The following is a 24025-nucleotide window of genomic DNA, read 5'->3' as shown; positions in this document are numbered from 1 at the left end:
TAGTAATTTTACGCCTAGACGTCTATTTAAAATTACTAATAACATTTCGTTCTTAATAAACAGTAATAATAGGTGCATTTAATACGGATTTTTAATTGCACTGTACCCTTACATTAAGTAAGAATGGTGCCTTACACACAACCAGCGCAAATACATAAAGGTAGGAGAATTCATGCCATCACGCAAAGAACTTGCAAATGCTATTCGCGTCTTATCAATGGACGCAGTACAACAGGCCAAATCTGGTCACCCTGGCGCCCCTATGGGCATGGCAGATATCGCAGAAGTACTATGGCGCGATTATCTAAAGCACAACCCAACGAATCCAGAGTGGGCAGACCGCGATCGATTTATTCTTTCAAATGGTCACGGTTCAATGCTGATCTATTCTCTTCTACATTTAAGTGGTTATGATCTGCCGTTAGAAGAAATTAAAAATTTCCGTCAAATGCACTCAAAAACACCAGGCCACCCAGAATATGGGTATGCACCAGGTATTGAGACCACTACGGGCCCATTAGGTCAAGGGATCACAAATGCGGTTGGTATGGCGATTGCCGAAAAAGCACTTGCTGCACAGTTTAACCGTGAAGGTCACGATATTGTTGACCACTTCACCTATGCGTTCATGGGCGACGGCTGTTTAATGGAAGGTATTTCACACGAAGCCTGTTCATTAGCGGGTACATTAGGTCTAGGTAAACTAGTTGCGTTTTGGGATGACAACGGCATCTCAATTGATGGTGAAGTGGAAGGTTGGTTCAGCGATGACACGCCAGCGCGCTTCAAAGCATACGGTTGGCACGTAGTAAGCGATGTAGATGGGCACGATCCTGATGCAATTCGCGCCGCTATCGAAGAAGCACGTAGCATCACCGATAAACCATCACTTATTTGTTGTAAAACAGTGATTGGCTACGGTTCACCGAATAAATCAGGTAGCCATGACTGTCACGGTGCGCCACTCGGTGAAGATGAAATCACAGCATCTCGTGAGTTCCTAGGTTGGACTGGCGAAGCATTTGAAATCCCAGCTGATATTTACAGCGAATGGGATGGCAAAGAAAAAGGTAAGCAACTAGAAGCAAGCTGGGACGAAAAATTTGCTGCTTACGCAAGTGCACACCCTGAACTTGCTGCTGAGTTTAAACGCCGTACAAAAGGTGAATTACCAGCTGATTGGGCTGAAAAGTCACAAGCTTACATCGAAGAGCTGCAAGCAAACCCAGCAAATCCAGCAACACGTAAAGCATCACAAAATGCATTAAACGCATTTGGTCCGTTATTACCAGAATTCATGGGTGGCTCTGCTGATCTTGCGGGTTCTAACTTAACACTTTGGGATGGCTCAAAAGGCTTAGAAGCAAACGATGCAAGTGGTAACTACATTTTCTACGGTGTACGTGAATTTGGTATGTCGGCAATTATGAACGGTATTGCACTGCATAAAGGCTTTATTCCTTATGGTGCTACATTCTTAATGTTTATGGAATACGCTCGTAACGCAGTACGTATGGCGGCATTGATGAAGCAGCCAAGCATCTTCGTTTATACGCACGATTCAATCGGTCTAGGTGAAGATGGTCCGACGCACCAACCGGTAGAGCAAATTGCTAGCATGCGTTTAACGCCAAACCTTGTTAACTGGCGTCCATGTGACCAAGTTGAGTCTGCGATTGCATGGCAACAAGCGATTGAGCGTAAAGACGGCCCAACATCACTGATTTTCACTCGTCAAGGCCTTGAGCAACAAACGCGTACTGCACAGCAACTAAGCGACGTGAAAAAAGGGGGTTACGTACTGAGCTGTGACGGTGAGCCAGAGCTTATCCTTATCGCCACAGGTTCTGAAGTACAGCTTGCACAAGATGCAGCAACAGAGCTACGTTCACAAGGTAAAAAAGTACGCGTTGTCTCTATGCCTTCAACTGATTTATTTGATGAGCAAGACGCTGCATATAAAGAAAGCGTACTACCAGCAAGCGTAACACGCCGCGTAGCAATCGAAGCGGGCATCGCAGACTACTGGTATAAATATGTAGGCCTAAATGGCGCAGTAGTCGGTATGACCACCTTTGGTGAGTCAGCACCTGCAGGCGAGCTATTCAAGCACTTTGGTTTCACTGTTGAAAACGTCGTAAACAAAGCAAACGCTTTGTTCTAAGCTTTAGCTGCTAAAATTTAAAAGCCCGCGCTGTATCACCACAGCGCGGGCTTTTTTTATGGCGGTTTGGTGAGCGAAGTGAAATCCAAACAGACTCGAAGCTGTCAGTTTTAGCTGCAAGCCTTAAGTTTTAAGCTTTAAGTTAAAAATTACCTCACCTTAGGCGTGAAATTTATTTCGCGCGAAAACTTATGCTTTTTGGTTGAATACCAGAAGTTAGATTTGAGCCTGTTAAATGAGGCGTTATACGCCAAAAATTGGATTCACATCCATACTTTTGTGGAGAATACGGATAACCTCTATATTTTGACTGCCGATTTGACGATAAAAGATTACGTGGCTTCCTTGTGGAAATTTTCTGTAGCCATCGCGAATTTCGTCACAGGTTTTACCAATGTCAGGGTTTTCGGCTAACAGCCAGAATGAGTCATCAAACTGTTTTAGATAAATATTTCGCTGTTCACGACCCCAGCGCAAAGAGGTAAATAAAGCTATATCTCTTAAATCAGATTTCGCCTTGTTAGTTAATTGAAAGGGTCTCATTTTCTCTCTTCGTTATCTAACTCATTGATAAACGAATCAAGATCATAATCCGAAACTCCACTCTCTTCACCTTCAACAAGTAGTTGGCGTAAAGTGTTCATTTTAGTTTCTTGGGTTTCAAGTAAACGTAAAGCGGAGCGAATGACTTCACTTGCCGAGCCATAGCGACCGCTCTGAATTTGATTAGCAATAAAACTGTCAAAATGGTCACCCAAAGTAATGCTAGTGTTCTTAGCCATAATATAGCCCTTAATACCAATATATACCTAATTATGGTATCAGTTAGGCTTGAATTCAAGGTGCGCATAAAGTATTCAGCCATATTTTTTTGAACGCAAATTAAAGTGAGAGATATTCGTGCTAAAGCACGACCTACCATGCTTGCAAGATCGGCTTATAGCTAACTACGGCTAAACGGACTTGATTATTTCTCACTCAGCTCCCCTTGAATACTAAACTAACAACTGGCAATGTCTATACGTTAATAATAAAACATAACAGGAGTGAGTATGACTCAGTTTGACAGTGTAAGTGTTGTAAAAAAAGCCAATGTGTATTTTGATGGTAAAGTGTCAAGCCGTGTTGTGCTTTTTGCCGATGGCAGTACTAAAACACTGGGCTTTATGCAACCAGGTGAGTTTGAGTTTGGCACAAATCAAAAAGAGCACATGGAGCTGCTAGCGGGTGAGTGGCAAGTATTACTGCCTGACGAAACACAGTGGCAAACGATGAAGGCGGGAGATTCATTTAATGTAGATGCGAACGTTACCTTCCGTGTCAAGGTAACTGATTTCGCTGATTACTGTTGCTCGTACACTTAACAAGCAGTTGTTAACCTCTGTGGAAAGCCAGTGTGATGCGGGCTTTTGCATATTTTATCTGCAAAGCATGATCTAAATCATCTGTGGTTACAATCAATTACTAATTATCTGTAATTTTCGCTTGTGTTAATTCAATTCGCCCCCAATACTAACTGTGAGGTAACAAGAAAAAAGGATACCCTATGAAGATTAATATTTCTGGTCATCATGTTGACGTTACTGAGGCTGTTAGAGCTCACATCAACGAGAAATTCTCGAAAATTGCTAGCCATTTTCCATCATTAATATCACTCGATATTATTCTTTCAAAAGAACATCACAAGTATCAAGCTGAGATCAGTACCACTTATGAAGGTACGCGTTTATCAGTTAAAGGAGAAGATGACGTGATGTATCCGGCTATCGCAAGCGCGGCTAAAAAACTCGATGCATCACTTAAACATCGAAAAGGGCAAATGAAAGCCAAATTACATGAAAAACCGGTCAGTACCACGCCGGAAATCGCCCACGAAATCATTCAAGAAATGGATCTGAGCTAATTACAATGCGCTAGCCTGAAGTGGCTAGCCTATACTAAAATTGAAAAGCCATCCGCTTCACAGCGGTTGGCTTTTTTGGTTTTTACTTTCTACCTTATCCAACTTCCAATCTCATCTAAAACGCTGTAAGTTGCTTGTAACTAAGAATAAAAAACACAAAACCTATGCAATCAGCAGTATCAAATTGGCAATCTAAATTAAATGCTTTAGGGCCGGGTATTTTAATGGCTACAGCGGCAATTGGTGGCTCGCATTTAGTGGCATCAACACAAGCAGGATCGTTATTCGGTTGGCAGCTATTTTGGCTAATCATTGTAGTAAATATATTAAAGTACCCATTTTTTCGATTTGGTATGGAATACACCTTAGCCACTAAACAAAGTTTAGTTGAGGGTTATAAGCAAAAAGGACCAGGCTACTTTTATAGTTTTATTGCGCTGAATATTGTTGCGGCTGTGGTGAATACCGCAGGAGTATTACTATTAACGGCCAGCTTGTTGCACTATGCGTTACCCATAAGTATCTCGGTTACACTGTTGTGCTGGCTGATTTTGGCTGTGTGTTTGCTTATTTTGTTATTGGGGCACTTTAAGGCGCTCGATAATGTTTCAAAGCTTATTATGGGGCTACTTACTGTAACAACCGTCGCTGCGTTGATTGTAGCTATTAATAATGGTGCTATAAACCATGCAGTAGTGGCACCTGCTGACTATGTGGGCCCATCGCCGTATGAACTTGCCATGCTAGGCTTTATGGTGGCACTTATGGGCTGGATGCCAGCACCTATCGAAATTTCAGCGATTAGCTCGTTATGGCTAAAAGAAAAGCAACATCAACAAGCGGTGACAAAACAACAAGGCTTGTTTGATTTTAATTTGGGTTACTGGCTTACCGCAGCACTTGCGCTCGTGTTTTTTTCATTAGGTGTTTTGGTGCAATATGGTCACGTACAGGCCGTTCAATTAGGTGGCGTGGCGTTTGCCAAACAGTTGATTGATATGTATGCACTCACCATGGGGGAGTGGGCAAGGCCGCTGGTTTCAGGTATCGCTTTTTTATGTATGTTTGGTACCACGCTGACGGTACTTGACGGCTACGCCAGAACATTAAATGAGTCGCATAAATTGCTACCCGTTAAACAGTCAAAACATAGCTTGAATATGTGGCTATTATTACAAGCATTTGCAGGCATGGCAGTGATTTTATTTTTTAAATCAGCCCTTGGGCCAATGCTTACTTTTGCTATGACCCTCGCTTTTGTTACAACTCCCGTATTTGCATGGCTGAACTTTAGTTTAGTACGCTCAGAACCCAGCATTCATCACTCACCTTTATTACGCACCCTAAGCTGGCTAGGTCTGCTTTATTTAGTAGGCTTTGCGCTGGTGTTTTTGGTTTGGAAGATAATGTAAAGGGAGCTGTCAGCTTTCAGCCGTCAGTTTATAGCTGATCGAGAAGGGGCTTAATTATTTGTGTTTATAAACAATTGTAACTTTACATTCATGTCTCGGTTTTTATGCTGTTTGACTGACGACAGATCAGACGACTGACGACTGACGGCTCTAACTCAACTCCCTAATCGCATTACTAATCCCATCTAGCGTGAGTGGGTACATGCGGTTGTCCATTAACTGTTTTATAAAATCAATTGATTGATAATAGCGCCAGTGTTCAACGGGTTGTGGGTTGAGCCAAGCGACTTTATCAAAATGGTTGGTGATACGGTTTAGCCAAGCACTGCCTGGCTCTTCATTCCAATGCTCGACACTGCCTCCAGGGTAGGCGATTTCATAGAGGCCCATAGTGGCATCGCCAACAAAAATGACCTTGTAATCGCTGGTGAACTTGTTAATCAAGGTCTTGGTATCAATCACGTTTGTGTGACGACGTTCGTTGTCTTGCCAAACATGCTCATACAAACAGTTATGAAAATAGTAAAATTCAAGGTGTTTAAACTCGCTGTGGGCGGCGCTAAATAACTCTTCGCAAGTATGGATGTAGTCATCCATTGAACCGCCGATATCAAACAGCATCAACACTTTTACCGCATTGTGGCGCTCTGGTGCCATTTTTACATCGAGCATGCCGCCTTGCTTTGCGGTTGCGCGGATGGTTTCGGTTAAATCCAGTGTATCGCTAGCGCCAGTGCGGGCAAATTTACGCAGTTTTTTAAGGGCAAGCTTAATGGTGCGTGAGCCGATTTCACGGTCACTGTCGAGGTTGCGGTAGCTGCGTTTATCCCATACTTTTACAGCACGGCGATGTCGGTTACCGTCTTGACCAATGCGCACACCTTCAGGGTTATAACCATAGGCGCCAAACGGCGATGTGCCGCCTGTGCCAACCCACTTATTGCCGCCTGCATGGCGCTTTTGCTGTTCTTCAAGGCGCTGCTTGAGGGTTTCCATGAGTTTATCAAGGCCACCCATAGCGTGTAATTGCGCTTTTTCTTCGTCGCTTAAATGCTTTTCGAACTCTTTGCGTAGCCAATCATCAGGCAAGGCATGTTGCTGTTTTAAGCTTTCGAGCAGATCAAGGTCAGCAATCCCACTAAAGTAATCAGCAAAGGCTTTATCAAAGCGGTCAAAATGGGTTTCATCTTTCACCATGATGGTACGCGCTAAGTAATAAAATGCATCAACATCGGCAAAAATAACTCCTTGCTTGAGCGCATTGATCAAATCAAGTAGCTCTCGCAAACTAACCGGTAAGCGGTACTCGCGTAGCTTAAAGAAAAACGCAATTAACATCTTAACGGCGGCTCATAAAGGCAAGTTTTTCAATCAGGCTGATGTCTTGCTCGTTCTTTAATAACGCTCCAAACATGGGCATTAGGCCACCTTTTTGGCTCTTGTCGTGCAGTGTTTTAGCGTCAATATCTTCAGCCATCAGCAATTTTAACCAATCAAGTAATTCACTTGTTGATGGTTTTTTCTTAATGCCGTTAACATCGCGCAGGTTAAAGAACACTTCGAGTGCTTGGCGTACTAAATCTTGTTTAACGTGAGGGTGATGCACATCGATAATTTGTGCCATTTCTTCACTACTTGGAAAATCAATGTAGTGGAAAAAACAACGACGTAAAAAAGCATCTGGCAGCTCTTTTTCGTTATTTGACGTGATGATCACAATCGGACGTTGCTTAGCAATAACACGCTCGCCGGTTTCATAAACATGAAACTCCATTTTATCGAGCTCTAATAACAAGTCGTTGGGAAATTCGATATCGGCTTTGTCTATTTCATCAATTAATAGCACTGGGCGTTTATTATGTTGCTCACCATAGGTAAAGGCTTGCCATAGTTTCCCTTTAACAATGTAATTGCCGATATCGTGAACTCGTTCATCGCCTAACTGACTGTCGCGTAGACGTGATACCGCATCATACTCATAAAGGCCTTGCTGAGCCTTAGTGGTTGATTTTATATGCCATTGAATGAGCGTGGTGTCTAAGCTTTTTGCAAGCTCCTCGGCCAGCATGGTTTTCCCCGTGCCTGGCTCGCCTTTTATCAACAGCGGTTTTTCGAGCAATATGGCCGCGTTAACGGCTTGTTTTAATGCAGAACTTGCAATGTAGTTATCGGTTGAATTAAAAAGCACGATGTCACCTTATCTGGTCTGAGCAGTGATTAATAATGCTATGATGCCATAGTTATTCTGTGTCTGAAAGGTATGCAAAACGCGGCACTGTTTTGCCATCGATTTCAACGGTTTCTAAAAACATGCTAAGTGGGCGTGCCCACATGCCAAACTCACCATACAGTGCTTGGTAAATAACAAGTTGCTCTTCGGTTTCACTGTGGGTGGCAACATACTCAACTTTGTATTTTTGGCCTTTGTAGTGTTGATATATACCTGATTTGAGAGGATGAAGTTTTATTGCTGTAGTCATGTTTTGATCTCTTGTATAATTACGTTTTGCACTTTATTAATGCTAAATAAATCGCCAACACTATGAATTATATTTCGTTAGATGAATACAAGAAAGCGTGGGTTTTTCGCCATAAAGATATGCCTATCAGCGCAGATGATGCGCAGCAAATTAAGCCAATGACAAGTGAACGTGCTGCTGTGCTTTGGAGCACCATGGTCAGCCGCGAGCATGATCACCCTGATTTTTTTGATAAAACAGATTGGTGTGGCAAAGAAGAGAGCTTTATCGAGACACTTAATTGGGAAAATGCATGGGAAGCCGGCGAAGAGCAACTCCCCGAGGCTATTTTGGCGCACCTTGATTGGGAAGCCAACACAACAGTGTATTTTTGCATGGCACGCGACAATATCATCGAAACTAGTTTTGCTGTCTTTAAACGTTGTTGGCAAAACTTTATGTTTTTAGCTGATGGCAGTTTGTTAATGGGCAAAAAACGCGATGCTGTTGTGCAGTTTTTAGAGTCAGGTAATGCCAAACTGGGTAAAAAAGGCGCAGTAAAGTAGCGCTCAATTAACGCTCTATGCTATAAAACAGTCAAGCAATTGTTTTATAAGAGCGCGCATTGTCTACTTCAAACTCTCAGAGCAAATCGTTACAACAAGCCGAAATTTGGCAAACTGATGCCGAGCGGGCTTTGTATGCTCAGTTGTGTAATGCTTTTTATGCGCGTGAAATTCCACGTTTAGTTGAAGAGCCAGATGCGGCAAGATTAAGACGACTATTAGCCAGTTTACCTTTTTATATTGAACGGCTTGCTATACGAATTGTGAGTGGGGATGCGCCTCTACAACTTGATTCACAAAATGGTAGTTGGCTCGAGAAGCAAAAAACGCAGCCTCCTGTGCATAGTAAAAATGAGTCAGCGCGTTTTTTTAGTCAATACGCTAAGCGCGGGTTAATTGTTCCCGTGTTAATTAATGACGGTCAATGTACCACAGTACGCATAGACAGCTTAGATCAAGTAAGCGACAATAAGGTACATTGCAATGAGCTTGGCTGGTTTAATCATTCGGGTGAGTCATTGGAAGGAAGGCACGCTCAATTATTAAAGCCTTCTAAAGCGGTAATGATAGCGGCGTGCTGTGGTCACCAATGGCAGTTTAATAAACGAGTAACACCTAAGCGTTTATCTTTAAGAGAAATGCTATTAGCAAGCAATATAAATTGGCGCAACCTAAAGCGCCCAAAGACTTAATTTAACCGCGAAGGAGTGTTCAATGCGGGTTTTTCAATTCGCCTTGTTATGTTTGGCGCTATTTATTCAGTACCGTTTATGGTTTGGTCATAATGGTGTACAGGATTACACTCGCCTTAAGCAAGCGGTTACGTCTCATCAAGATACCAATGCCAAGCTTTTGAAGCGAAATAAAGTGCTTAAAGCTGATATAAAAGATTTAAAGCTCGGCCAAGAGGGAATTGAAGAACGTGCAAGGAACGAGTTAGGAATGATTAAACCAGGTGAAACATTTATTCGAGTGTTACCTAGACAACAACATAATGAAAGATAAGCAAATAATTACCGCTATCGTCCCTGCCGCAGGGGTTGGTAGCCGCATGCAACACTCCACGCCTAAGCAATATATTGAACTTGCTGGCAAAACGATTTTAGAACATACCCTTAGCAAGCTTGCTGAACTTAACCTCCTTCGCACCATAAAAGTTGCAATCAGCGATGGTGACGGCTATTTTGCGGATTTACCGCGCATTGATAACCGTATAGAGCGAGTAACGGGGGGGAAAGAGCGCGCTGACTCAGTCTTAAATGCCTTATTATCACTTGCTGATAATCCTCCTGATTGGGTTTTGGTGCATGATGCTGCAAGGCCGCTGGTATGTTTAACTGATATCGAGCGCTTGATCGCTGACTGTGTTGCTGTGAATGAAGGCGGTATTTTAGCCTCAAAAGTGAAAGACACCATAAAGCGTGGTGAGACGCATTGTAAGCAAACAGTGCCGCGTGATGATTTATGGCAGGCACTTACCCCCCAGTTTTTCCCTTATCAAGCGCTGACAGATGCTCTTACAAATGCGCTTAAAAATGGTGTAACCATCACGGATGAAGCATCTGCAATGGAGTGGGCTAAGCAGCCCGTTAAATTGGTGCCAGGCCGTAGCGACAATATTAAGATCACCACACCAGAAGACTTAGATTTAGCTGAGTTCCTACTAAATAAACAACAAAATGAGAGTACCCCATGATTCGAATTGGCCATGGCTTTGATGTTCATAAATTTGGCGGCGAAGGCCCGCTGGTTATTTGTGGTGAAAAAATTGATTATCCACAAGGGTTCTTAGCACATTCAGACGGTGATGTGGCTATTCACGCATTATGTGATGCGATATTAGGTTCTTTGGCTATGGGTGACATTGGTAAGCACTTTCCTGATACAGCCAGTGAATACGAAAACATCGACAGTCGTATTTTATTACGCCATGTGGTTGGGCTTGCTAAACAGCAAGGGTACGTACTTGGCAATGCCGATGTCACGATTGTTGCACAAGCGCCAAAAATGCTGCCACATATACAAGCAATGCGTGAAAACTTAGCAGCAGATTTAGAAGCTGACATTTCACAGGTTAATGTGAAAGCGACAACCACCGAAAAGTTAGGTTTTGAAGGACGTAAAGAGGGCATCTCAAGCCACGCTGTCGTTATTATGAGTAAACACAATTCATGAGCGAATTAAACTACCTATATGGTAAACCTCTTTCTAAGGCTGACTTTAAAACGTTTGCTGAAGATTTTATGGTTGATGAAGACTTGGGTATTGAGTTTACAGGTTCTGGCGAGCATGTCTGCTTACAGGTGGTGAAAAAAGGCGAAAATACACAGTTTGTTGCTAAACGCATTGCCGAAAAAGCAGGTGTATCACCGCGCGATGTAAGCTACGCGGGTCTAAAAGATCGCCACGGTGTTTGTACCCAGTGGTTTAGTGTGCCAGTACCAATTAAAAAGCATATTGAATTTAGTGAATTAAATAACGAGCAGTTCTTTGTGATATCGCAGCAGCGCCATAACCGTAAGCTCAGAACCGGCTGCCATAAAGGTAATCGCTTTACCATTACGTTACGTAATGTGACTAAGCCTTTGGATATTTTGTGTCGTATCAATGCAGTGCGAGCAGGCGTCCCCAATTATTTTGGTGAGCAGCGCTTTGGTCATGGCGGTCATAACCTTGAGATGGCTAAACGGATGTTTGCGGGAGAGCGCATTCGCGATAAAAAACTGCGTGGTTTAGTGATTTCAGCAGCGCGCTCTTATGTGTTTAATGAAATAGTGAGCATGCGGGTTGCTGAGCATGGCCTTGCTAAAACAATGCACCGCGAAGTGTTTATGCTTAGCGGTAGTAATGCTTTTTTTGAAGACAATATAAGTGACGACAATATTGCACGCTTAGCGTCTGGTGATATTGTGATGTCGGCGCCTATGGTAGGCAAAGGTGAAAAAGGCCTGACCGAGACTGAAAAAAAATGGCTTACACCTTATCAGTCGTGGATTGATGGGCTTGCTGAATTAGGTCTAAAGAATGAGCGTAGAATGTTACGCTTAATACCCGATTCATTAGCAGTAGAAACCATAGACGAAACTACTTTAAAGTTAAGCTTTGGTTTACCAAAAGGCTGTTTTGCTACCGCCTTGCTGCGTGAGCTGGTGGACTATCAAGACGCTAGCCCTAGAGAGCAAAAACAAAAGGATGCGTAAATGAAAATCTTATTAAGTAATGATGATGGGGTCAATGCTAAAGGGATTGCAGTTTTGCACCAAGCTTTGATTCAAATTGCAGATGTAACGTTAGTTGCACCTGATCGCAATTGCAGTGGCGCAAGTAACTCACTTACTTTAATGAACCCATTACGAGCGACTAGGCTAGATAACGGGTTTATTTCGATTAATGGTACACCGACAGATTGTGTTCATTTAGGTGTAAACGAGCTCACTGACGAGCTGCCTGACTTAGTTGTAGCAGGTATTAATCATGGTGCTAATTTAGGTGATGATACGCTTTATTCTGGTACGGTAGCAGCAGCAACTGAAGGACGTCATTTAGGATTGCCAGCCATTGCTGTTTCGTTATGTTCTAAAGAAGGCAACCATTTTGAAACTGCAGCGGCCGTTGCCGTGAGCATTATTAAAGAGCTGGCTTCTCATCCATTACCAAAAGATCAAATAATTAATCTAAACGTTCCCGATATTCCTCTAACAGAATTAAAAGGCGTGAAGGTGACGCGTTTGGGTTCTCGCCATAAAGCTGAAACCATGACTAAACAGCAAGACCCTTGGGGTCGTGATATATATTGGTATGGTACGTTAGGCGCTGAAAGCGATGCAGGTGAAGGCACTGACTTTTATGCCATCAACAATGGTTATGCATCGGTGACACCATTAAGTGTTGATATGACAGCGAAAGAAAGCTTGCAAGCGGTTGATAGCTGGTTGGCAAATATGGAGATTAATGGTGCTGACTAATTATAATCGCAGTGCGTTAGCGTTGGCTGAATTATTAAAGCGAGAAGGGGTAGAGGACTCTATCGTACTTGAAGCAATAGCAACAACACCCAGACACTTATTTGTTGATGATGTATTGCAGCACAAAGCGTATCAGAATACCGCATTACCCATTGGCCAAGGGCAGACTATCTCACAACCGTATATTGTTGCACGGATGACTGAGCTTTTACGTTTGGCTGGTGTTAAAGACAAAGTGCTTGAAATAGGCACAGGCTCTGGTTATCAAACAGCGATCCTTGCCAAAACATTTAGCAAAGTTTGTTCTGTTGAGCGAATTAAAGCACTGCAATGGCAAGCAAAACGGCGTTTACATAAACTCGATTTATATAATGTAACAATGAAACATGGTGACGGCTGGCAGGGTTGGCAGTCTCAAGCTCCATTTTCAGGCATCATTGTGACAGCTGCGGCTGCAACAATGCCAAAAGGGTTATTAGCACAGTTAGCTGATGGCGGAGTCATGATTGCCCCTGTGGGCGAGCAAGACCAACAATTAATGATGGTTGTCAGAAATGGCGATACATTTAGTGAACATGTAGTTGCACCAGTACGATTTGTACCTTTGGTACCTGGTGATATTGAATAGGACGTCATACTTTGAAGTTATTTACTAAGTTATATGATATGGCACTTGTGTGGGCAAAGCACCGCCATGCAGAGCGCTATTTAGCAGGGATGAGCTTTGCCGAATCTGTTTTCTTTCCGGTGCCACCCGATGTCATGCTGGCGCCAATGTCGCTTGCACAACCAAGCAAAGCATGGCGTTTTGCAAGCTTTACTACCATTGCATCTGTCATTGGTGGTGTTTTAGGTTATCTGTTAGGTTATTGGCTATTTGAGCCAGTTGTAGAGCCTTTTATTGCTCAAATGGGCTGGCAAGCAAAGTTTGACTTAGCACTTAGTTGGTTTGAAACCTATGGTGTTTGGGTTGTATTTATCGCTGGATTTTCGCCTATCCCCTATAAGGTGTTTACGATAGGGGCAGGGTTAATGCAGATGGCCTTTTTGCCCTTTTTAATTGCCTCAGCCATTGGTCGTGGTGCACGATTCTTCTTGGTTTCCGCTTTAATGAAGTGGGGTGGGGTTAAAATGGAGCAAAAATTACGTCAATATGTTGAAGCACTTGGCTGGGGTTTAGTTATTTTAGTTGTGGTTGCATACTTTTTATTACGATAGCACTTAAAACCTTCAGTTAGCATTTCAAGGAGCATTTTACAGTGAGAAAGCATTTTACAGTCTATGTTGCTTTGTTTCTTAGTATTTTGCTCTTTGGCTGCTCCTCTCGTAATGCACCTGCGCCGGTCAGTAGTTTAGATAATCAAATCAATCCCACCACACGTAAAGTTAATATCACAGGCTCAAGTTATCGAGTACAAAAAGGCGATACGCTCTACTCAATTGCGTTTAGCGCTCAGAAAGATTTCCGTTCTTTGGCAAAAATAAACCGTATTCCAGCACCTTATACAATTTACCCTGGGCAACGCATTTTGCTTAAAAAAGCAGCGGTAAAACCAAAAAAGACGAAAAAATATACGAAATGGAGTAAAAAGTCTACTGTTTCGAAACAAAAAAATAACAAAAAATTAAAAAAAGAGCTTGATCAGCCAAAACAACGAGAGTATGTTCAAAAACAAGCCAACAAAAAAGTTAGTGTAAGAAGTAGTAAATCTAGTACGAAAGTAATATGGAGCTGGCCCGCTCAAGGTAAGGTCACTCGCCGTTTTTCTACTAAAGAAAATGGCTACAAAGGTTTACAAATCGCTAATAAAAAAGGGGCATCTGTTTTAGCTGCTGCACACGGAACGGTGGTTTATGCTGGCAACGCATTAAGGGGATACGGTAATTTAATTATTTTGAAACATAATGATGATTACCTAAGTGCCTACGCGCACAACTCCAAGTTGCTCGTAAAGGAAAAACAGGAAGTAAAGGCGGGCCAGAAAATAGCAGAAATTGGCAGTTCCGACTCCTCAGTAACGGCTTTGAGATTTGAAATTCGTTATCGAGGAAAAGCAGTCAACCCTGCTAAATATCTACCTTAGCCACGGGTATTGATAAAGTGATTTAGCTCAATCACATATTTGCTCGGGAGGACGCTTATGGGTCACACAGCAAAACTTGAGAAAACAACAGAAACGATTGACGATAAATTTGACGATACAGTAGTCGAAGAAGAATCTTCTGATTTACTAGAGGAAGTGGATAACGAAGAAGATATTTTTGCAAAGGATGAAGTAGCCAAGAATTTAGATGCAACGCAACTATATCTCGGTGAAATAGGTTTCTCTCCTCTGCTCAGTGCAGAAGAAGAAGTATACTTTGCGCGTAAAGCGTTGAAAGGCTGTGAAGCCTCTCGTAAACGAATGATCGAAAGTAATTTACGCTTAGTGGTAAAAATTGCTCGTCGCTATAACAATCGTGGCCTTGCATTACTTGACCTTATTGAAGAAGGTAATCTTGGTCTTATTCGAGCTGTTGAAAAATTTGACCCAGAACGTGGTTTCCGTTTTTCAACTTACGCAACGTGGTGGATTCGTCAAACTATTGAACGTGCCATCATGAATCAAACCCGTACTATTCGCTTACCCATTCATGTTGTTAAAGAGCTGAACGTTTATTTAAGAACCGCACGAGAATTAACGCAAAAGCTAGACCATGAACCAACAGCAGAAGAAATTGCAGAGTGTTTAGATAAACCTGTTGAAGACGTAACAAAAATGCTGCGTCTAAACGAAAAAATCACCTCAGTTGATACACCAATTGGTGGTGAGAATGATAAAGCCTTACTCGATATTATTGCTGACGAAAAAGGCTCTGGCCCTGAGGGCGAAGTACAAAATAATGATATCAACAAGCATATAGTCGATTGGCTTGGTGAATTAAACCCAAAACAACGCGAAGTATTAGCACGCCGCTTTGGTTTACTTGGCTACGAGCCATCAACGCTTGAAGATGTGGGTCGTGAAATTGGCTTAACACGTGAGCGTGTAAGACAAATTCAAGTGGAAGCATTACGTCGCTTAAAAGATATTTTGCAACACGAAGGTTTAAGCACTGATAGCCTGTTCGACCAATTCACTTAATTTGACAACAATGCATACCTGATCAAGGGTATAGAACCTACGGGTTCAGAACACACAATAAAGCTGACGTTACGTCAGCTTTTTTATTGTGGTAATTAAAGTAAATCTTTTAACTGATATAATAGCTGATGTGCTTGCCTTGGCGTGAGGCTGTCTGGATCAAGCTGTTTTAAGGTTAATTCAAGCTCTGATGGCTCATTATCAAAAGCCAGTGCTTGCTGTTGCTGCACAGGAGCTGTGACTGGCTGGTGATTTTCGAGCATTTTTAGTTTCTGTTTTGCTTGTTGAATTACTGCTTTTGGCACACCGGCAAGTGCTGCAACTTGCAAGCCAAAGCTCTTACTTGCAGCTCCTTCAAGTACTGTGTGCATAAAGGCAATGGTGTCGTTGTGCTCAATGGCATCTAAATGCACATTAACCAGTCCTTGTTGCTGTTCTGCAAGTTCTGTTAATTCAAAGTAATGAGTTGCAAATAGGGTTTTAGCTGCAATCTTTGAGGCTAAATAGTCTGCAGTAGCATAAGCGAGTGACAAGCCATCATAGGTTGACGTACCACGACCAATTTCATCCATTAGCACCAACGATTGTGCGGTAGCATTATTCAAAATTGTGGCTGTTTCTGTCATCTCAACCATGAAGGTTGAGCGCCCAGATGCCAGATCATCACTTGCGCCAATGCGTGTGAATATACGGTCAATGTTACCGATTTCGGCGCTATCTGCCGGTACGTAAGAGCCTATATGTGCCATTAGGACGATAAGCGCGGTTTGGCGCATATAAGTTGATTTACCACCCATATTTGGACCCGTAATAATTAGCATTTTACGGTCATTATTGAGCTCTACTGGGTTGGCAATAAACGGGTCTTTCATGACCTGTTCAACAACAGGGTGGCGGCCTTGCTTAATGCTGATATTGTCGTTATCGCAAAGTGTTGGTTTAGCGTAATTAAGTGCTTGTGCTCGTTCTGCTAGGTTATTTAATACATCTAAATCGGCTAACACAGCTGCCATGGTTTGTAGCTGCTCGATATGCGGAGCAATAAATTCAAATAACTGCTCGTAAAGTTGCTTTTCAAGGGCTAATGCTTTTGATTGGCTACCCAGTACTTTATCTTCGTGCTCTTTTAGCTCAGGAATGATGTAGCGTTCATTATTTTTAAGCGTTTGGCGACGAATATAATCCGCAGGCACTAAATGTGAATTGGCACGGCTAACTTCAATAAAAAAACCATGTACTTTGTTATAGCCAATTTTTAGTGTACTAATACCAGTGCGTTCACGTTCACGCTCTTCAAGTTTTTCAAGAATATCAGTCGCACCTTGGCTCAGCGCACGCCATTCATCAAGTTCACTATTATAACCAGGGGCAATAACGCCACCATCACGAATAAGTACAGGCGGAGTTTCTATAACAGCACGTTCCAGTAAATCTTGCAGTTCAGGCAATTGTTGCGAGTTTGCGATGATCTGACTAATACGTGGATTGTTGGCATCCATTAGCAGTTCGTGCAGTGGTGCCAAAGCCTGCAAAGCGCTACGCAAGCGCGTTAAATCACGGGGTCTTGCGGTGCAAAGTGCTAAGCGAGCAATAACACGTTCAATATCACCAATTTGCTTTAATGATTCTTGTAGCTCACCGCATAGTTGCGCATCAATAATCGCACTTATTGCATTGAGACGAGAGTTAAGCTCAGTTTTGCTGCGCACTGGAGTGTGAATACGGCGTTTTAGTAAGCGAGAACCCATGGCTGTTGCTGTTCTATCAAGTACTTGCGCGAGGGTGTTTTCGTAGCCGCCAGAAAGATTCACCGTGAGCTCTAAATTTTTACGAGTTGCAGCGTCGAGGATCACTGCATGTTCATTTTGTTCAAGAGTGATGGCACGAATATGTGGCAGGGCAATGCGCTGAGTATCCTTAACATATTGCATTAAACACCCAGCAGCAATGAGTGCGTTATGAGCTTTATCGACTCCAAATCCCACTAAATCTTTAGTGCCAAATTGGTCGCACAGTAAGTGCTGGGCAGTATCTAAATCAAATTCCCATTCTGGACGGCGACGCGCGCCTTTTATATGCTCAATTAGGTGCACATTTGCAAATGTTTCACTGTAAAGCAGCTCAGCAGGCGCTAAACGTTGTAATGTTGAGCTAAATGCTTCATCAGTATTGACTTCAAGAATATTAAAGCGCCCTGAATTGATATCAAGATACGCTATTCCGTAAACACCCTTGTTGCTTTGCCACACACTCGTTAATAAGTTGTCTTGACGTTCTTGCAGTAAGGCTTCATCAGAAATTGTGCCAGGCGTAACAATGCGCACGACTTTGCGCTCTACAGGGCCTTTACTCGTCGCAGGGTCGCCTATTTGTTCACAAATAGCAACGGATTCGCCCATTTGCACTAAGCGGGCTAGGTAGTTTTCTACAGCGTGATAAGGGACACCGGCCATTGGGATTGGGTCACCACCGGCTTTGCCGCGGTGAGTTTGAGAAATATCAAGTAATTGTGCGGCACGTTTGGCATCATCAAAAAACAGTTCATAAAAGTCACCCATTCGATAAAACAGCAAAATATCTCGATGCTCTGCTTTTATTTTAAGATACTGCTGCATCATAGGGGTTTGTTGTTTTATAGTGTGCGGTGCATAAAGATCAAACGACATGTACTTACCCAAAGGCTGAATATGGAATTACATCAAGAGATTAAAACACTTGCTGCGAAATTAGGAGCTATTTTAACGGATAAACGCTTATGGATCACTACCGCTGAATCATGCACGGGCGGGGGCGTGAGTTATGCGCTTACTGATACGCCAGGAAGTTCTAATTATATTGACCGTGCTTTTGTCACCTACAGCAATCAGGCAAAGCATGAACTACTTGGTGTTAACGAGCAAACATTAAACACCTACGGTGCCGTAAGTGAACAAACTGTCCTTGAAATGGCACCGGGTGCTGCAAAAGCAGCAAAAGCTGATATTGCGGTTGCGGTTTCTGGTATTGCAGGCCCTGGAGGTGCGACACTGGATAAGCCCGTGGGGTTAGTCTGGTTTTGTATTCATTTTGCAGGGAAAAACTATTCGAGCAAGCAGGTTTTTTCTGGGAATAGAGCAAATATTAGAGAGCAAGCTATTGTTTATTCAATAGAAAAAGTAATTGAATTGATAAAATCAGAAAATTAGCTTGATACTGTGATTTCATACAGTATACTGTCTGCATTAGCCGGATTTGGAGAACAGAATGAACGATAACAAACAAAAAGCGTTGGACGCTGCTTTATCACAAATTGAACGTCAATTTGGTAAAGGTTCAATTATGAAATTGGGTGATAATAAAGCCCTTGATATTGAAGCTATCTCGACAGGTTCACTTGGTATTGATATCGCGTTAGGTATAGGTGGTTTACCGACAGGCCGTATCGTTGAAATATATGGTCCTGAATCATCAGGTAAAACAACGCTTACTTTACAAGTTATCGCTCAAGCTCAAAAGCAAGGTAAAACATGTGCGTTCGTTGACGCTGAGCATGCACTTGACCCTGTGTATGCACAAAAACTAGGTGTAAACATTGATGAGTTACTTGTTTCCCAACCAGATACGGGCGAGCAAGCATTAGAAATTTGTGACATGTTAGTACGTTCAAGCGCTGTAGATGTAGTGATTGTTGACTCGGTTGCTGCACTGACACCAAAAGCTGAAATTGAAGGCGACATGGGTGACTCACATATGGGCCTACAAGCTCGTTTAATGTCGCAAGCACTTCGTAAGTTAACGGGTAACATTAAACGCTCAAATACACTGTGTATTTTCATTAACCAAATCCGTATGAAAATTGGTGTTATGTTTGGTAACCCAGAAACAACTACGGGTGGTAATGCGCTTAAGTTTTACGCTTCTGTACGTTTAGATATTCGTCGCATCGGCTCAGTGAAAGAAGGTGACGAAGTCGTTGGTAATGAAACCCGCGTGAAAATCGTTAAGAATAAAGTTGCGCCGCCATTTAAACAGGCTGAATTCATCATTATGTACGGTGAAGGTATCTCTAAACATGGCGAGCTAATTGATTTAGGTGTTAAGCATAAACTTGTTGAAAAGTCAGGTGCTTGGTACAGCTATAATGGTAATAAAGTCGGCCAAGGTAAAGCTAACTCAATTAAGTTCTTAAAAGATAACCCTGAGATCGCAGATGAAATCGAAGGCAAACTACGCGAGATGCTATTACTGCAAGCCACTGTACAACCAGAAGATGGTGAAGATGCAGGCTTAATCGCAGAAGATGAGCTATAAATCGTTTTAAAGAGTATCGTTAAGCGTGATTTGACCCGCACTTAACAAAAGAAAGCCGCTACCCTATGTAGCGGTTTTTTTATGGCTGAAATAGTCTGTGGCCGCGTGTTGTTTATTTGAATGCTCGCGGGGTAAACCCGTTGCTATAAGATGGCGTAGTCGCGGTTTTATATCGCGCTTAAGATTTAGTTGTTTTTTGGGCTGTTGCGGGGTAAACCCGTTGTTACAAGGTGGCGTAGTCGCGATTTTATATCGCGCTTTAGTTTAGGTTGTTTTTTTGGGTTATCGCGGGTAAACCCGCTGCTATAAGATGGCGTAGTCGTGGTTTTATATCGCGTTTCGGGTTACGTGTTTATTTGATTGGTCGCGGGGTAAACCCGTTGCTATAAGATGGCGTAGTCGCGATTTTATATCGCGCTTTAACTTGAGTTGTTTTTGGGTTGTTGCGGGGTAAACCCGTTGTTACAAGATGGCGTAGTCGCGGTTTTATATCGCGCTTAAGATTTAGTTGTTTTTTGGGCTGTTGCGGGGTAAACCCGTTGTTACAAGGTGGCGTAGGCGCGGTTTTATATCGCGTTTTAGGTTAAGTTGTTTTTTGGGCTGTCGCGGGGTAAATCCGCAGCTACGGGGCGTAGCTGCGATTTTATAGCACGTTTAATAGGATTATTAAAAACGCTAAAGCAAGATTATAGCTGCCAGTTTAATGACATAGCATAACCGCGTGGTGCACCGTAGTAACCTTGCTCCCAGAACAAGCTGTGAAGGTATTTCTCATTGGTTACGTTGTTGATATTAAAGTTAACACTCACATTATCATTAATGTCATAGGTTGCCATCAGGTTTAGTAAGCCATAGGCATCTTGTTTTGTGACCGGTACCACACCTGAAGGCTGTGTCGGTTGCACACGTTGCGTGTCATCCTGCCACTGGTAATTTAAACCAAAGGTTAGGCCATCTATTTGAGGTACTTTCTGGGTTAAAGCAAGTTTAACTTGATTCTCTGGTGTGTAATCTTTTACTAACTCATCACCATCGATATTTAAGTTACTATAGCTAAAGCTAGCACTAAGTGTGTCGTTGAGTCGGCCACTCATTTCTATTTCAAAACCGTCACTATTGATGCCATCTGCACCATAGTAGCGTGTGTCATCTGGTTGAGAACCAGCAATAGCGATAGCTAGGCCTTCTTGCTTAGCATCGAAATACGCAAAGGTCACGAATAAGTTGTCATCGAGTAATTGTGCTTTCAAGCCGATTTCGCTGCTTTTACCTGTGATTGGATCTAGGTAATCTCCGTTAATATCACGCTCTGTTTGTGGTACAAAAGTTTCTGTGTAGCTTGCATATGTAGAGAAACGTTCGTTAATGTCATACACTACACCGTAATAAGGTACAGTTTGATCACTGTCTTTATCTTTCGCTTTTCCATATGACTCGCCCTCAGTTTCCCAGTTTACATGGCTAACACCCGCTAAGAAACTCAATGAGTCTGTGGCACGAATTCGTGTAGAAATATAAGCAGAACGCTGACGACTTGTAATATCAGCACCTGTTAAACCATCATCAAATGTCGGTGTGGGTGCTGTGCCATCCCAACCGCCAAGTTCAGGCATGCGAGGGAAGCCATTTTCATTATCATAAAGAGACATATCATCGTTATCCATATCCGCTTGGTTTACACCAAACGATAGGTCGTGCTCCATGCCAAATAAGTCGAACTTACCAGTTGCATAGATATCTAAAATATCGTGCTTATCTTTATGATCATATTCGCTTGCGTAACCTATTAAGCCTAAACCTGTTTCTCTATCAGGTGTTTTATAGACATAAAAAAGCTCTGAATCTTGCTCATTTTCTAAGTGCGCATAGCTTGCTTTTAAAAACCAAGTATTCGTAATTGCTTGTTCAATTGATAAGAACAGCTGCTCTGTTGTGTTGTTCCAGTAAGACCAGTCAGATGCTGTACTGGTTGATTCATCAAAGTTAGTTGCTGAGCCATCGCTATAATAAAGAGGGAGTGCACCCCATAATGGGCTATCTGCATCTTTTTTCTGGTTAACGTAGTTAGCCGTTACTACCGTGCTATCCGTTAACTGGCCTTCGTAAGCAAGGTAGTAAATTGTTTTATCTTGCTCATAGCGGTCAAGGTAAGACTCTGCTTTATGTTTGGTAAATACAGCACGCACAGCGTGATTTTCATTTAGTGCAGTTGATGCATCAAGCTCTAAGCGTTTGCTATCCCAAGAGCCGTACGATACAGATGCATTGACTTGTGTTTGATAAGTAGGGCGTTTTAAAACCATATTAACAGTTGCAGATGGGTTACCTGCACCTGTCATTAAACCATTGGCGCCACGGACAATTTCAACGCTATCGAAAATTGAGGTATCTAAAGTTCCCTGGATAGAGCCGTTGTCTTGTGGCATACCCATGCCGTTAACCTGAAAGTTTGTTATCTCAAAACCACGTGCTTTAAAGTAGGTACGATCAGTTTCAATTTGCTCAACAGTGACACCTGGTGTACTTTCAAGGACTGAGTTCAGATCATCAAGTGAAAAGTCATTCATTAATGCACGAGATACAACAGAGATAGACTGGGGTGTTTCTTTTATTGTTAGCCCAAGTTTTGTTGCAGATTGCGCTTCTTCAGTGATGTAGTTTTTATGGTGCTGACCATAAACAGCTATTTTTTCAATAGGTTGTTCTTTTTCTTGTGCAGCGAAAGCGTGGCCACTTAATAGTGCTGAAGTCACTAAGCTTAATTGTGAAAGGCGCAAAAATTTAGTTGATGACATGCAAATTCCCAAATAGTTCAATTCAGATTGTAAATTAATGCGTAATGTAATCTAAATGAAAATGGTTTGCAATTAGGTTTGTCGGTGTTGGCTTAAAATAAACAAAAAAAGCGGCCGAAGCCGCTTCAGGAAGTAAAACTGATTAGGGATTAAAAAACGTATTTTGCAGAGAACTGCAAGCGATCCATATCGCCATCTGTGCCACTTTCTAGTTCACGCTCAGCATGTTTATACTCAACACCAAACGTAAGCTTTTTAACAGGTGAGTATAAGATATTTGCACTATAGCTTTGACTGGTTTCTGTAGGATCGCCAGAGATCGCAAATAAGTCACTATTATTGTCAGCAGAGAAGAATGAATAAAGGAATGTTGAACGCCATTGGCTATTCCAATGTTGCTGATAGGCAATAAAGCCTGATGTTGAATCAATGGCATCAAGATCATCACCATCAAGCACGGCACCATGAGCAACATTTAAACCCACGTAGCGACCTAAGCCTGAACCCTGTGTCAGCATAAATTTAAGGTTGTTTTGACCAAAGTTTACTTTACCAGACGCGCTAATACCAAATGAAGACTCATCGGCATCAATACCATTCTTTTTATAGGTTAATTGGCGTGCAAGACCTGTCACAACTAACTCACCCCAATCCGCTTTGTGAGTATAACGGGCTGTAAAATCAGGCATTGCGGCATCATCGGTTGCAACGCGAGCACCACCTTGTGTGGTAATGGTACTTTCAGGGTTTTCGATTGAAAAAGACCAACTACCCGTTGTGTACCTTGCCTGAGCTTGGCGAGCAAACACAGTGCCTTCTGCTGGACCAACAAAATCAAGGGTTTCTGGAAGAGCACCTACGTTTTGGAAGTTCGACCATGCTTGACCGAATAACCAACCGTCATACGTGACATAAGCTTGTCGAATACGTGGTGCATATGAATTAGTAACGCGCTCATTACCACCAGGTGCTGATGCTAGAAAGTCGATCTCAATCTTTGTATTTATGGTTTTTCCGTTATCTAATTTGGTTGCGGTACCAAAATTGAAACGTGATTGACGGGCGTGCATATCAAAGACAGCATCATTGTCTGCGTCAGGTCCAACAGGAGTCGTACTTGGCACGTAAAAATCGCGACCAACGCTTGAACCGTCTGGTATACCTGATGAGTAATCACTCCACATTGCATCGAGTTTTACATAACCGCCATAGGTGATATCAGTATTACCTATGGTGGCTGCGTGTGCTGTGCCTGTCAGCGCACAAAGTACTGCTGATGCAGTTAATGTCTTCAAGGCTGTTACTTTTCTTGTTGTCATAATGTGTATTCCTGTCAAAGCTACTTG

Annotated in this window: 25 protein-coding genes; 17 read left to right on the top strand and 8 right to left on the bottom strand. The window is 42.5% G+C overall.

Features of this window, described 5'->3' with window-relative positions:
- The first annotated feature begins 172 nt into the window (after positions 1 to 172).
- On the top strand, positions 173 to 2164 hold the full coding sequence (gene tkt, locus L3Q70_RS13175; RefSeq protein ID WP_062568782.1) for a transketolase: 1992 nt from the start codon (positions 173 to 175) through the stop codon (positions 2162 to 2164).
- A gap of 243 nt (positions 2165 to 2407) precedes the next feature.
- On the opposite strand, the gene L3Q70_RS13170 is transcribed toward tkt, so the two are convergent.
- Together L3Q70_RS13170 and L3Q70_RS13165 are read right to left on the bottom strand one after the other, a co-directional pair.
- Positions 2408 to 2707, bottom strand: a complete 300-nt coding sequence (locus L3Q70_RS13170) for a type II toxin-antitoxin system RelE/ParE family toxin (protein ID WP_062568783.1) — start codon at positions 2705 to 2707, stop codon at positions 2408 to 2410.
- A complete protein-coding gene (locus L3Q70_RS13165) occupies positions 2704 to 2946 on the bottom strand; it encodes a type II toxin-antitoxin system ParD family antitoxin (RefSeq protein ID WP_062568784.1) in 243 nt (80 codons plus the stop codon). The genes L3Q70_RS13170 and L3Q70_RS13165 overlap by 4 nt, the downstream gene beginning before the upstream one ends.
- Positions 2947 to 3216: 270 nt before the next feature.
- On the opposite strand from L3Q70_RS13165, the gene L3Q70_RS13160 reads away from it, so the two are divergent.
- The 3 genes from L3Q70_RS13160 to L3Q70_RS13150 all read left to right on the top strand — a co-directional run bounded on the left by L3Q70_RS13160 (position 3217) and on the right by L3Q70_RS13150 (position 5479).
- A complete protein-coding gene (locus L3Q70_RS13160; protein WP_193987757.1) occupies positions 3217 to 3528 on the top strand; it encodes a pyrimidine/purine nucleoside phosphorylase in 312 nt (103 codons plus the stop codon).
- 182 nt (positions 3529 to 3710) lie between these two features.
- On the top strand, positions 3711 to 4067 hold the full coding sequence (gene raiA, locus L3Q70_RS13155; protein ID WP_062568786.1) for a ribosome-associated translation inhibitor RaiA: 357 nt from the start codon (positions 3711 to 3713) through the stop codon (positions 4065 to 4067).
- Positions 4068 to 4231: 164 nt separating this feature from the next.
- The gene (locus L3Q70_RS13150; protein ID WP_193987756.1) at positions 4232 to 5479 is read left to right on the top strand and encodes a divalent metal cation transporter; all 1248 of its coding nucleotides are present in this window, start codon (positions 4232 to 4234) and stop codon (positions 5477 to 5479) included.
- Positions 5480 to 5629: 150 nt separating this feature from the next.
- On the opposite strand, the gene L3Q70_RS13145 is transcribed toward L3Q70_RS13150, so the two are convergent.
- Genes L3Q70_RS13145 through L3Q70_RS13135 form a run of 3 tightly spaced genes read right to left on the bottom strand, consistent with a single transcriptional unit; the run spans position 5630 to position 7959 of the window.
- Complete coding sequence (locus tag L3Q70_RS13145; protein ID WP_237114402.1) at positions 5630 to 6817, bottom strand: VWA domain-containing protein; 1188 nt, start codon at positions 6815 to 6817, stop codon at positions 5630 to 5632.
- A gap of 1 nt (position 6818) precedes the next feature.
- Positions 6819 to 7667 (bottom strand): MoxR family ATPase, encoded by an 849-nt coding sequence (locus L3Q70_RS13140; RefSeq protein ID WP_062568790.1) that lies wholly within the window; start codon positions 7665 to 7667, stop codon positions 6819 to 6821.
- Positions 7668 to 7719: 52 nt separating this feature from the next.
- Positions 7720 to 7959 carry a DUF1653 domain-containing protein gene (locus L3Q70_RS13135; RefSeq protein WP_193987754.1) on the bottom strand — a complete coding sequence of 80 codons (240 nt, stop codon included), beginning with the start codon at positions 7957 to 7959 and terminating at the stop codon, positions 7720 to 7722.
- A gap of 62 nt (positions 7960 to 8021) precedes the next feature.
- On the opposite strand from L3Q70_RS13135, the gene L3Q70_RS13130 reads away from it, so the two are divergent.
- Genes L3Q70_RS13130 through rpoS form a run of 11 tightly spaced genes read left to right on the top strand, consistent with a single transcriptional unit; the run spans position 8022 to position 15594 of the window.
- Positions 8022 to 8504: a DUF2947 domain-containing protein gene (locus L3Q70_RS13130; RefSeq protein WP_062568792.1), complete on the top strand. Its 483-nt coding sequence runs from the start codon at positions 8022 to 8024 to the stop codon at positions 8502 to 8504.
- 59 nt (positions 8505 to 8563) lie between these two features.
- Entirely contained in the window at positions 8564 to 9196 is a 633-nt protein-coding gene (locus L3Q70_RS13125; RefSeq protein ID WP_062568793.1) for a hypothetical protein, read from the top strand.
- Positions 9197 to 9218: 22 nt separating this feature from the next.
- The gene (gene ftsB, locus L3Q70_RS13120; protein ID WP_062568794.1) at positions 9219 to 9509 is read left to right on the top strand and encodes a cell division protein FtsB; all 291 of its coding nucleotides are present in this window, start codon (positions 9219 to 9221) and stop codon (positions 9507 to 9509) included.
- Entirely contained in the window at positions 9499 to 10200 is a 702-nt protein-coding gene (ispD, locus tag L3Q70_RS13115) for a 2-C-methyl-D-erythritol 4-phosphate cytidylyltransferase (protein ID WP_193987753.1), read from the top strand. The genes ftsB and ispD overlap by 11 nt, the downstream gene beginning before the upstream one ends.
- The gene (ispF, locus tag L3Q70_RS13110) at positions 10197 to 10679 is read left to right on the top strand and encodes a 2-C-methyl-D-erythritol 2,4-cyclodiphosphate synthase (RefSeq protein ID WP_062568796.1); all 483 of its coding nucleotides are present in this window, start codon (positions 10197 to 10199) and stop codon (positions 10677 to 10679) included. Before ispD ends, ispF begins: the two co-directional genes overlap by 4 nt.
- Positions 10676 to 11704, top strand: a complete 1029-nt coding sequence (locus L3Q70_RS13105) for a tRNA pseudouridine(13) synthase TruD (protein WP_062568797.1) — start codon at positions 10676 to 10678, stop codon at positions 11702 to 11704. Before ispF ends, L3Q70_RS13105 begins: the two co-directional genes overlap by 4 nt.
- Positions 11705 to 12469: a 5'/3'-nucleotidase SurE gene (gene surE, locus L3Q70_RS13100; protein WP_193987752.1), complete on the top strand. Its 765-nt coding sequence runs from the start codon at positions 11705 to 11707 to the stop codon at positions 12467 to 12469. It begins immediately after the preceding gene.
- Positions 12459 to 13097, top strand: a complete 639-nt coding sequence (locus tag L3Q70_RS13095; protein ID WP_062568831.1) for a protein-L-isoaspartate(D-aspartate) O-methyltransferase — start codon at positions 12459 to 12461, stop codon at positions 13095 to 13097. Before surE ends, L3Q70_RS13095 begins: the two co-directional genes overlap by 11 nt.
- Before the next feature lie 11 nt (positions 13098 to 13108).
- A complete protein-coding gene (locus L3Q70_RS13090; RefSeq protein WP_062568799.1) occupies positions 13109 to 13687 on the top strand; it encodes a YqaA family protein in 579 nt (192 codons plus the stop codon).
- A 41-nt stretch (positions 13688 to 13728) separates the two neighbouring features.
- Positions 13729 to 14553 carry a peptidoglycan DD-metalloendopeptidase family protein gene (locus L3Q70_RS13085; RefSeq protein ID WP_193987751.1) on the top strand — a complete coding sequence of 275 codons (825 nt, stop codon included), beginning with the start codon at positions 13729 to 13731 and terminating at the stop codon, positions 14551 to 14553.
- A 57-nt stretch (positions 14554 to 14610) separates the two neighbouring features.
- The gene (rpoS, locus tag L3Q70_RS13080; protein WP_062568801.1) at positions 14611 to 15594 is read left to right on the top strand and encodes an RNA polymerase sigma factor RpoS; all 984 of its coding nucleotides are present in this window, start codon (positions 14611 to 14613) and stop codon (positions 15592 to 15594) included.
- Positions 15595 to 15689: 95 nt separating this feature from the next.
- Here the strand turns inward: rpoS and mutS are convergent, their stop codons facing one another.
- Positions 15690 to 18260 carry a DNA mismatch repair protein MutS gene (mutS, locus tag L3Q70_RS13075; RefSeq protein WP_062568802.1) on the bottom strand — a complete coding sequence of 857 codons (2571 nt, stop codon included), beginning with the start codon at positions 18258 to 18260 and terminating at the stop codon, positions 15690 to 15692.
- A gap of 21 nt (positions 18261 to 18281) precedes the next feature.
- Between mutS and L3Q70_RS13070 the strand changes: the two genes are divergently transcribed.
- Both L3Q70_RS13070 and recA read left to right on the top strand, forming a co-directional pair.
- Positions 18282 to 18779, top strand: coding sequence for a CinA family protein (locus L3Q70_RS13070; RefSeq protein ID WP_193987750.1), 498 nt, complete (start codon positions 18282 to 18284; stop codon positions 18777 to 18779).
- A 58-nt stretch (positions 18780 to 18837) separates the two neighbouring features.
- Positions 18838 to 19884, top strand: a complete 1047-nt coding sequence (recA, locus tag L3Q70_RS13065; protein ID WP_193987749.1) for a recombinase RecA — start codon at positions 18838 to 18840, stop codon at positions 19882 to 19884.
- A gap of 686 nt (positions 19885 to 20570) precedes the next feature.
- Here recA and L3Q70_RS13060 read toward each other — a convergent pair.
- Together L3Q70_RS13060 and L3Q70_RS13055 are read right to left on the bottom strand one after the other, a co-directional pair.
- The gene (locus tag L3Q70_RS13060; RefSeq protein ID WP_062568805.1) at positions 20571 to 22679 is read right to left on the bottom strand and encodes a TonB-dependent siderophore receptor; all 2109 of its coding nucleotides are present in this window, start codon (positions 22677 to 22679) and stop codon (positions 20571 to 20573) included.
- Positions 22680 to 22828: 149 nt separating this feature from the next.
- Positions 22829 to 23998: a DcaP family trimeric outer membrane transporter gene (locus L3Q70_RS13055; protein WP_062568806.1), complete on the bottom strand. Its 1170-nt coding sequence runs from the start codon at positions 23996 to 23998 to the stop codon at positions 22829 to 22831.
- Positions 23999 to 24025: the final 27 nt, after the last annotated feature.

This window comes from Pseudoalteromonas sp. CF6-2 (assembly GCF_021729425.1).
Lineage (GTDB): Bacteria > Pseudomonadota > Gammaproteobacteria > Enterobacterales > Alteromonadaceae > Pseudoalteromonas > Pseudoalteromonas arabiensis.
This window is presented reverse-complemented; position numbering and strand designations above follow the sequence as displayed.

What these genes read in the sequence shown, in the direction of transcription:
- tkt (WP_062568782.1), top strand. Translation starts at nt 173, where the DNA reads ATGCCATCACGCAAAGAACTTGCAAATGCTATTCGCGTCTTATCAATG.
- L3Q70_RS13170 (WP_062568783.1), bottom strand. Translation starts at nt 2,707, where the DNA reads ATGAGACCCTTTCAATTAACTAACAAGGCGAAATCTGATTTAAGAGAT.
- L3Q70_RS13165 (WP_062568784.1), bottom strand. Translation starts at nt 2,946, where the DNA reads ATGGCTAAGAACACTAGCATTACTTTGGGTGACCATTTTGACAGTTTT.
- L3Q70_RS13160 (WP_193987757.1), top strand. Translation starts at nt 3,217, where the DNA reads ATGACTCAGTTTGACAGTGTAAGTGTTGTAAAAAAAGCCAATGTGTAT.
- raiA (WP_062568786.1), top strand. Translation starts at nt 3,711, where the DNA reads ATGAAGATTAATATTTCTGGTCATCATGTTGACGTTACTGAGGCTGTT.
- L3Q70_RS13150 (WP_193987756.1), top strand. Translation starts at nt 4,232, where the DNA reads ATGCAATCAGCAGTATCAAATTGGCAATCTAAATTAAATGCTTTAGGG.
- L3Q70_RS13145 (WP_237114402.1), bottom strand. Translation starts at nt 6,817, where the DNA reads ATGTTAATTGCGTTTTTCTTTAAGCTACGCGAGTACCGCTTACCGGTT.
- L3Q70_RS13135 (WP_193987754.1), bottom strand. Translation starts at nt 7,959, where the DNA reads ATGACTACAGCAATAAAACTTCATCCTCTCAAATCAGGTATATATCAA.
- L3Q70_RS13130 (WP_062568792.1), top strand. Translation starts at nt 8,022, where the DNA reads ATGAATTATATTTCGTTAGATGAATACAAGAAAGCGTGGGTTTTTCGC.
- ftsB (WP_062568794.1), top strand. Translation starts at nt 9,219, where the DNA reads ATGCGGGTTTTTCAATTCGCCTTGTTATGTTTGGCGCTATTTATTCAG.
- ispD (WP_193987753.1), top strand. Translation starts at nt 9,499, where the DNA reads ATGAAAGATAAGCAAATAATTACCGCTATCGTCCCTGCCGCAGGGGTT.
- ispF (WP_062568796.1), top strand. Translation starts at nt 10,197, where the DNA reads ATGATTCGAATTGGCCATGGCTTTGATGTTCATAAATTTGGCGGCGAA.
- L3Q70_RS13105 (WP_062568797.1), top strand. Translation starts at nt 10,676, where the DNA reads ATGAGCGAATTAAACTACCTATATGGTAAACCTCTTTCTAAGGCTGAC.
- surE (WP_193987752.1), top strand. Translation starts at nt 11,705, where the DNA reads ATGAAAATCTTATTAAGTAATGATGATGGGGTCAATGCTAAAGGGATT.
- rpoS (WP_062568801.1), top strand. Translation starts at nt 14,611, where the DNA reads ATGGGTCACACAGCAAAACTTGAGAAAACAACAGAAACGATTGACGAT.
- mutS (WP_062568802.1), bottom strand. Translation starts at nt 18,260, where the DNA reads ATGTCGTTTGATCTTTATGCACCGCACACTATAAAACAACAAACCCCT.
- L3Q70_RS13070 (WP_193987750.1), top strand. Translation starts at nt 18,282, where the DNA reads ATGGAATTACATCAAGAGATTAAAACACTTGCTGCGAAATTAGGAGCT.
- recA (WP_193987749.1), top strand. Translation starts at nt 18,838, where the DNA reads ATGAACGATAACAAACAAAAAGCGTTGGACGCTGCTTTATCACAAATT.
- L3Q70_RS13060 (WP_062568805.1), bottom strand. Translation starts at nt 22,679, where the DNA reads ATGTCATCAACTAAATTTTTGCGCCTTTCACAATTAAGCTTAGTGACT.
- L3Q70_RS13055 (WP_062568806.1), bottom strand. Translation starts at nt 23,998, where the DNA reads ATGACAACAAGAAAAGTAACAGCCTTGAAGACATTAACTGCATCAGCA.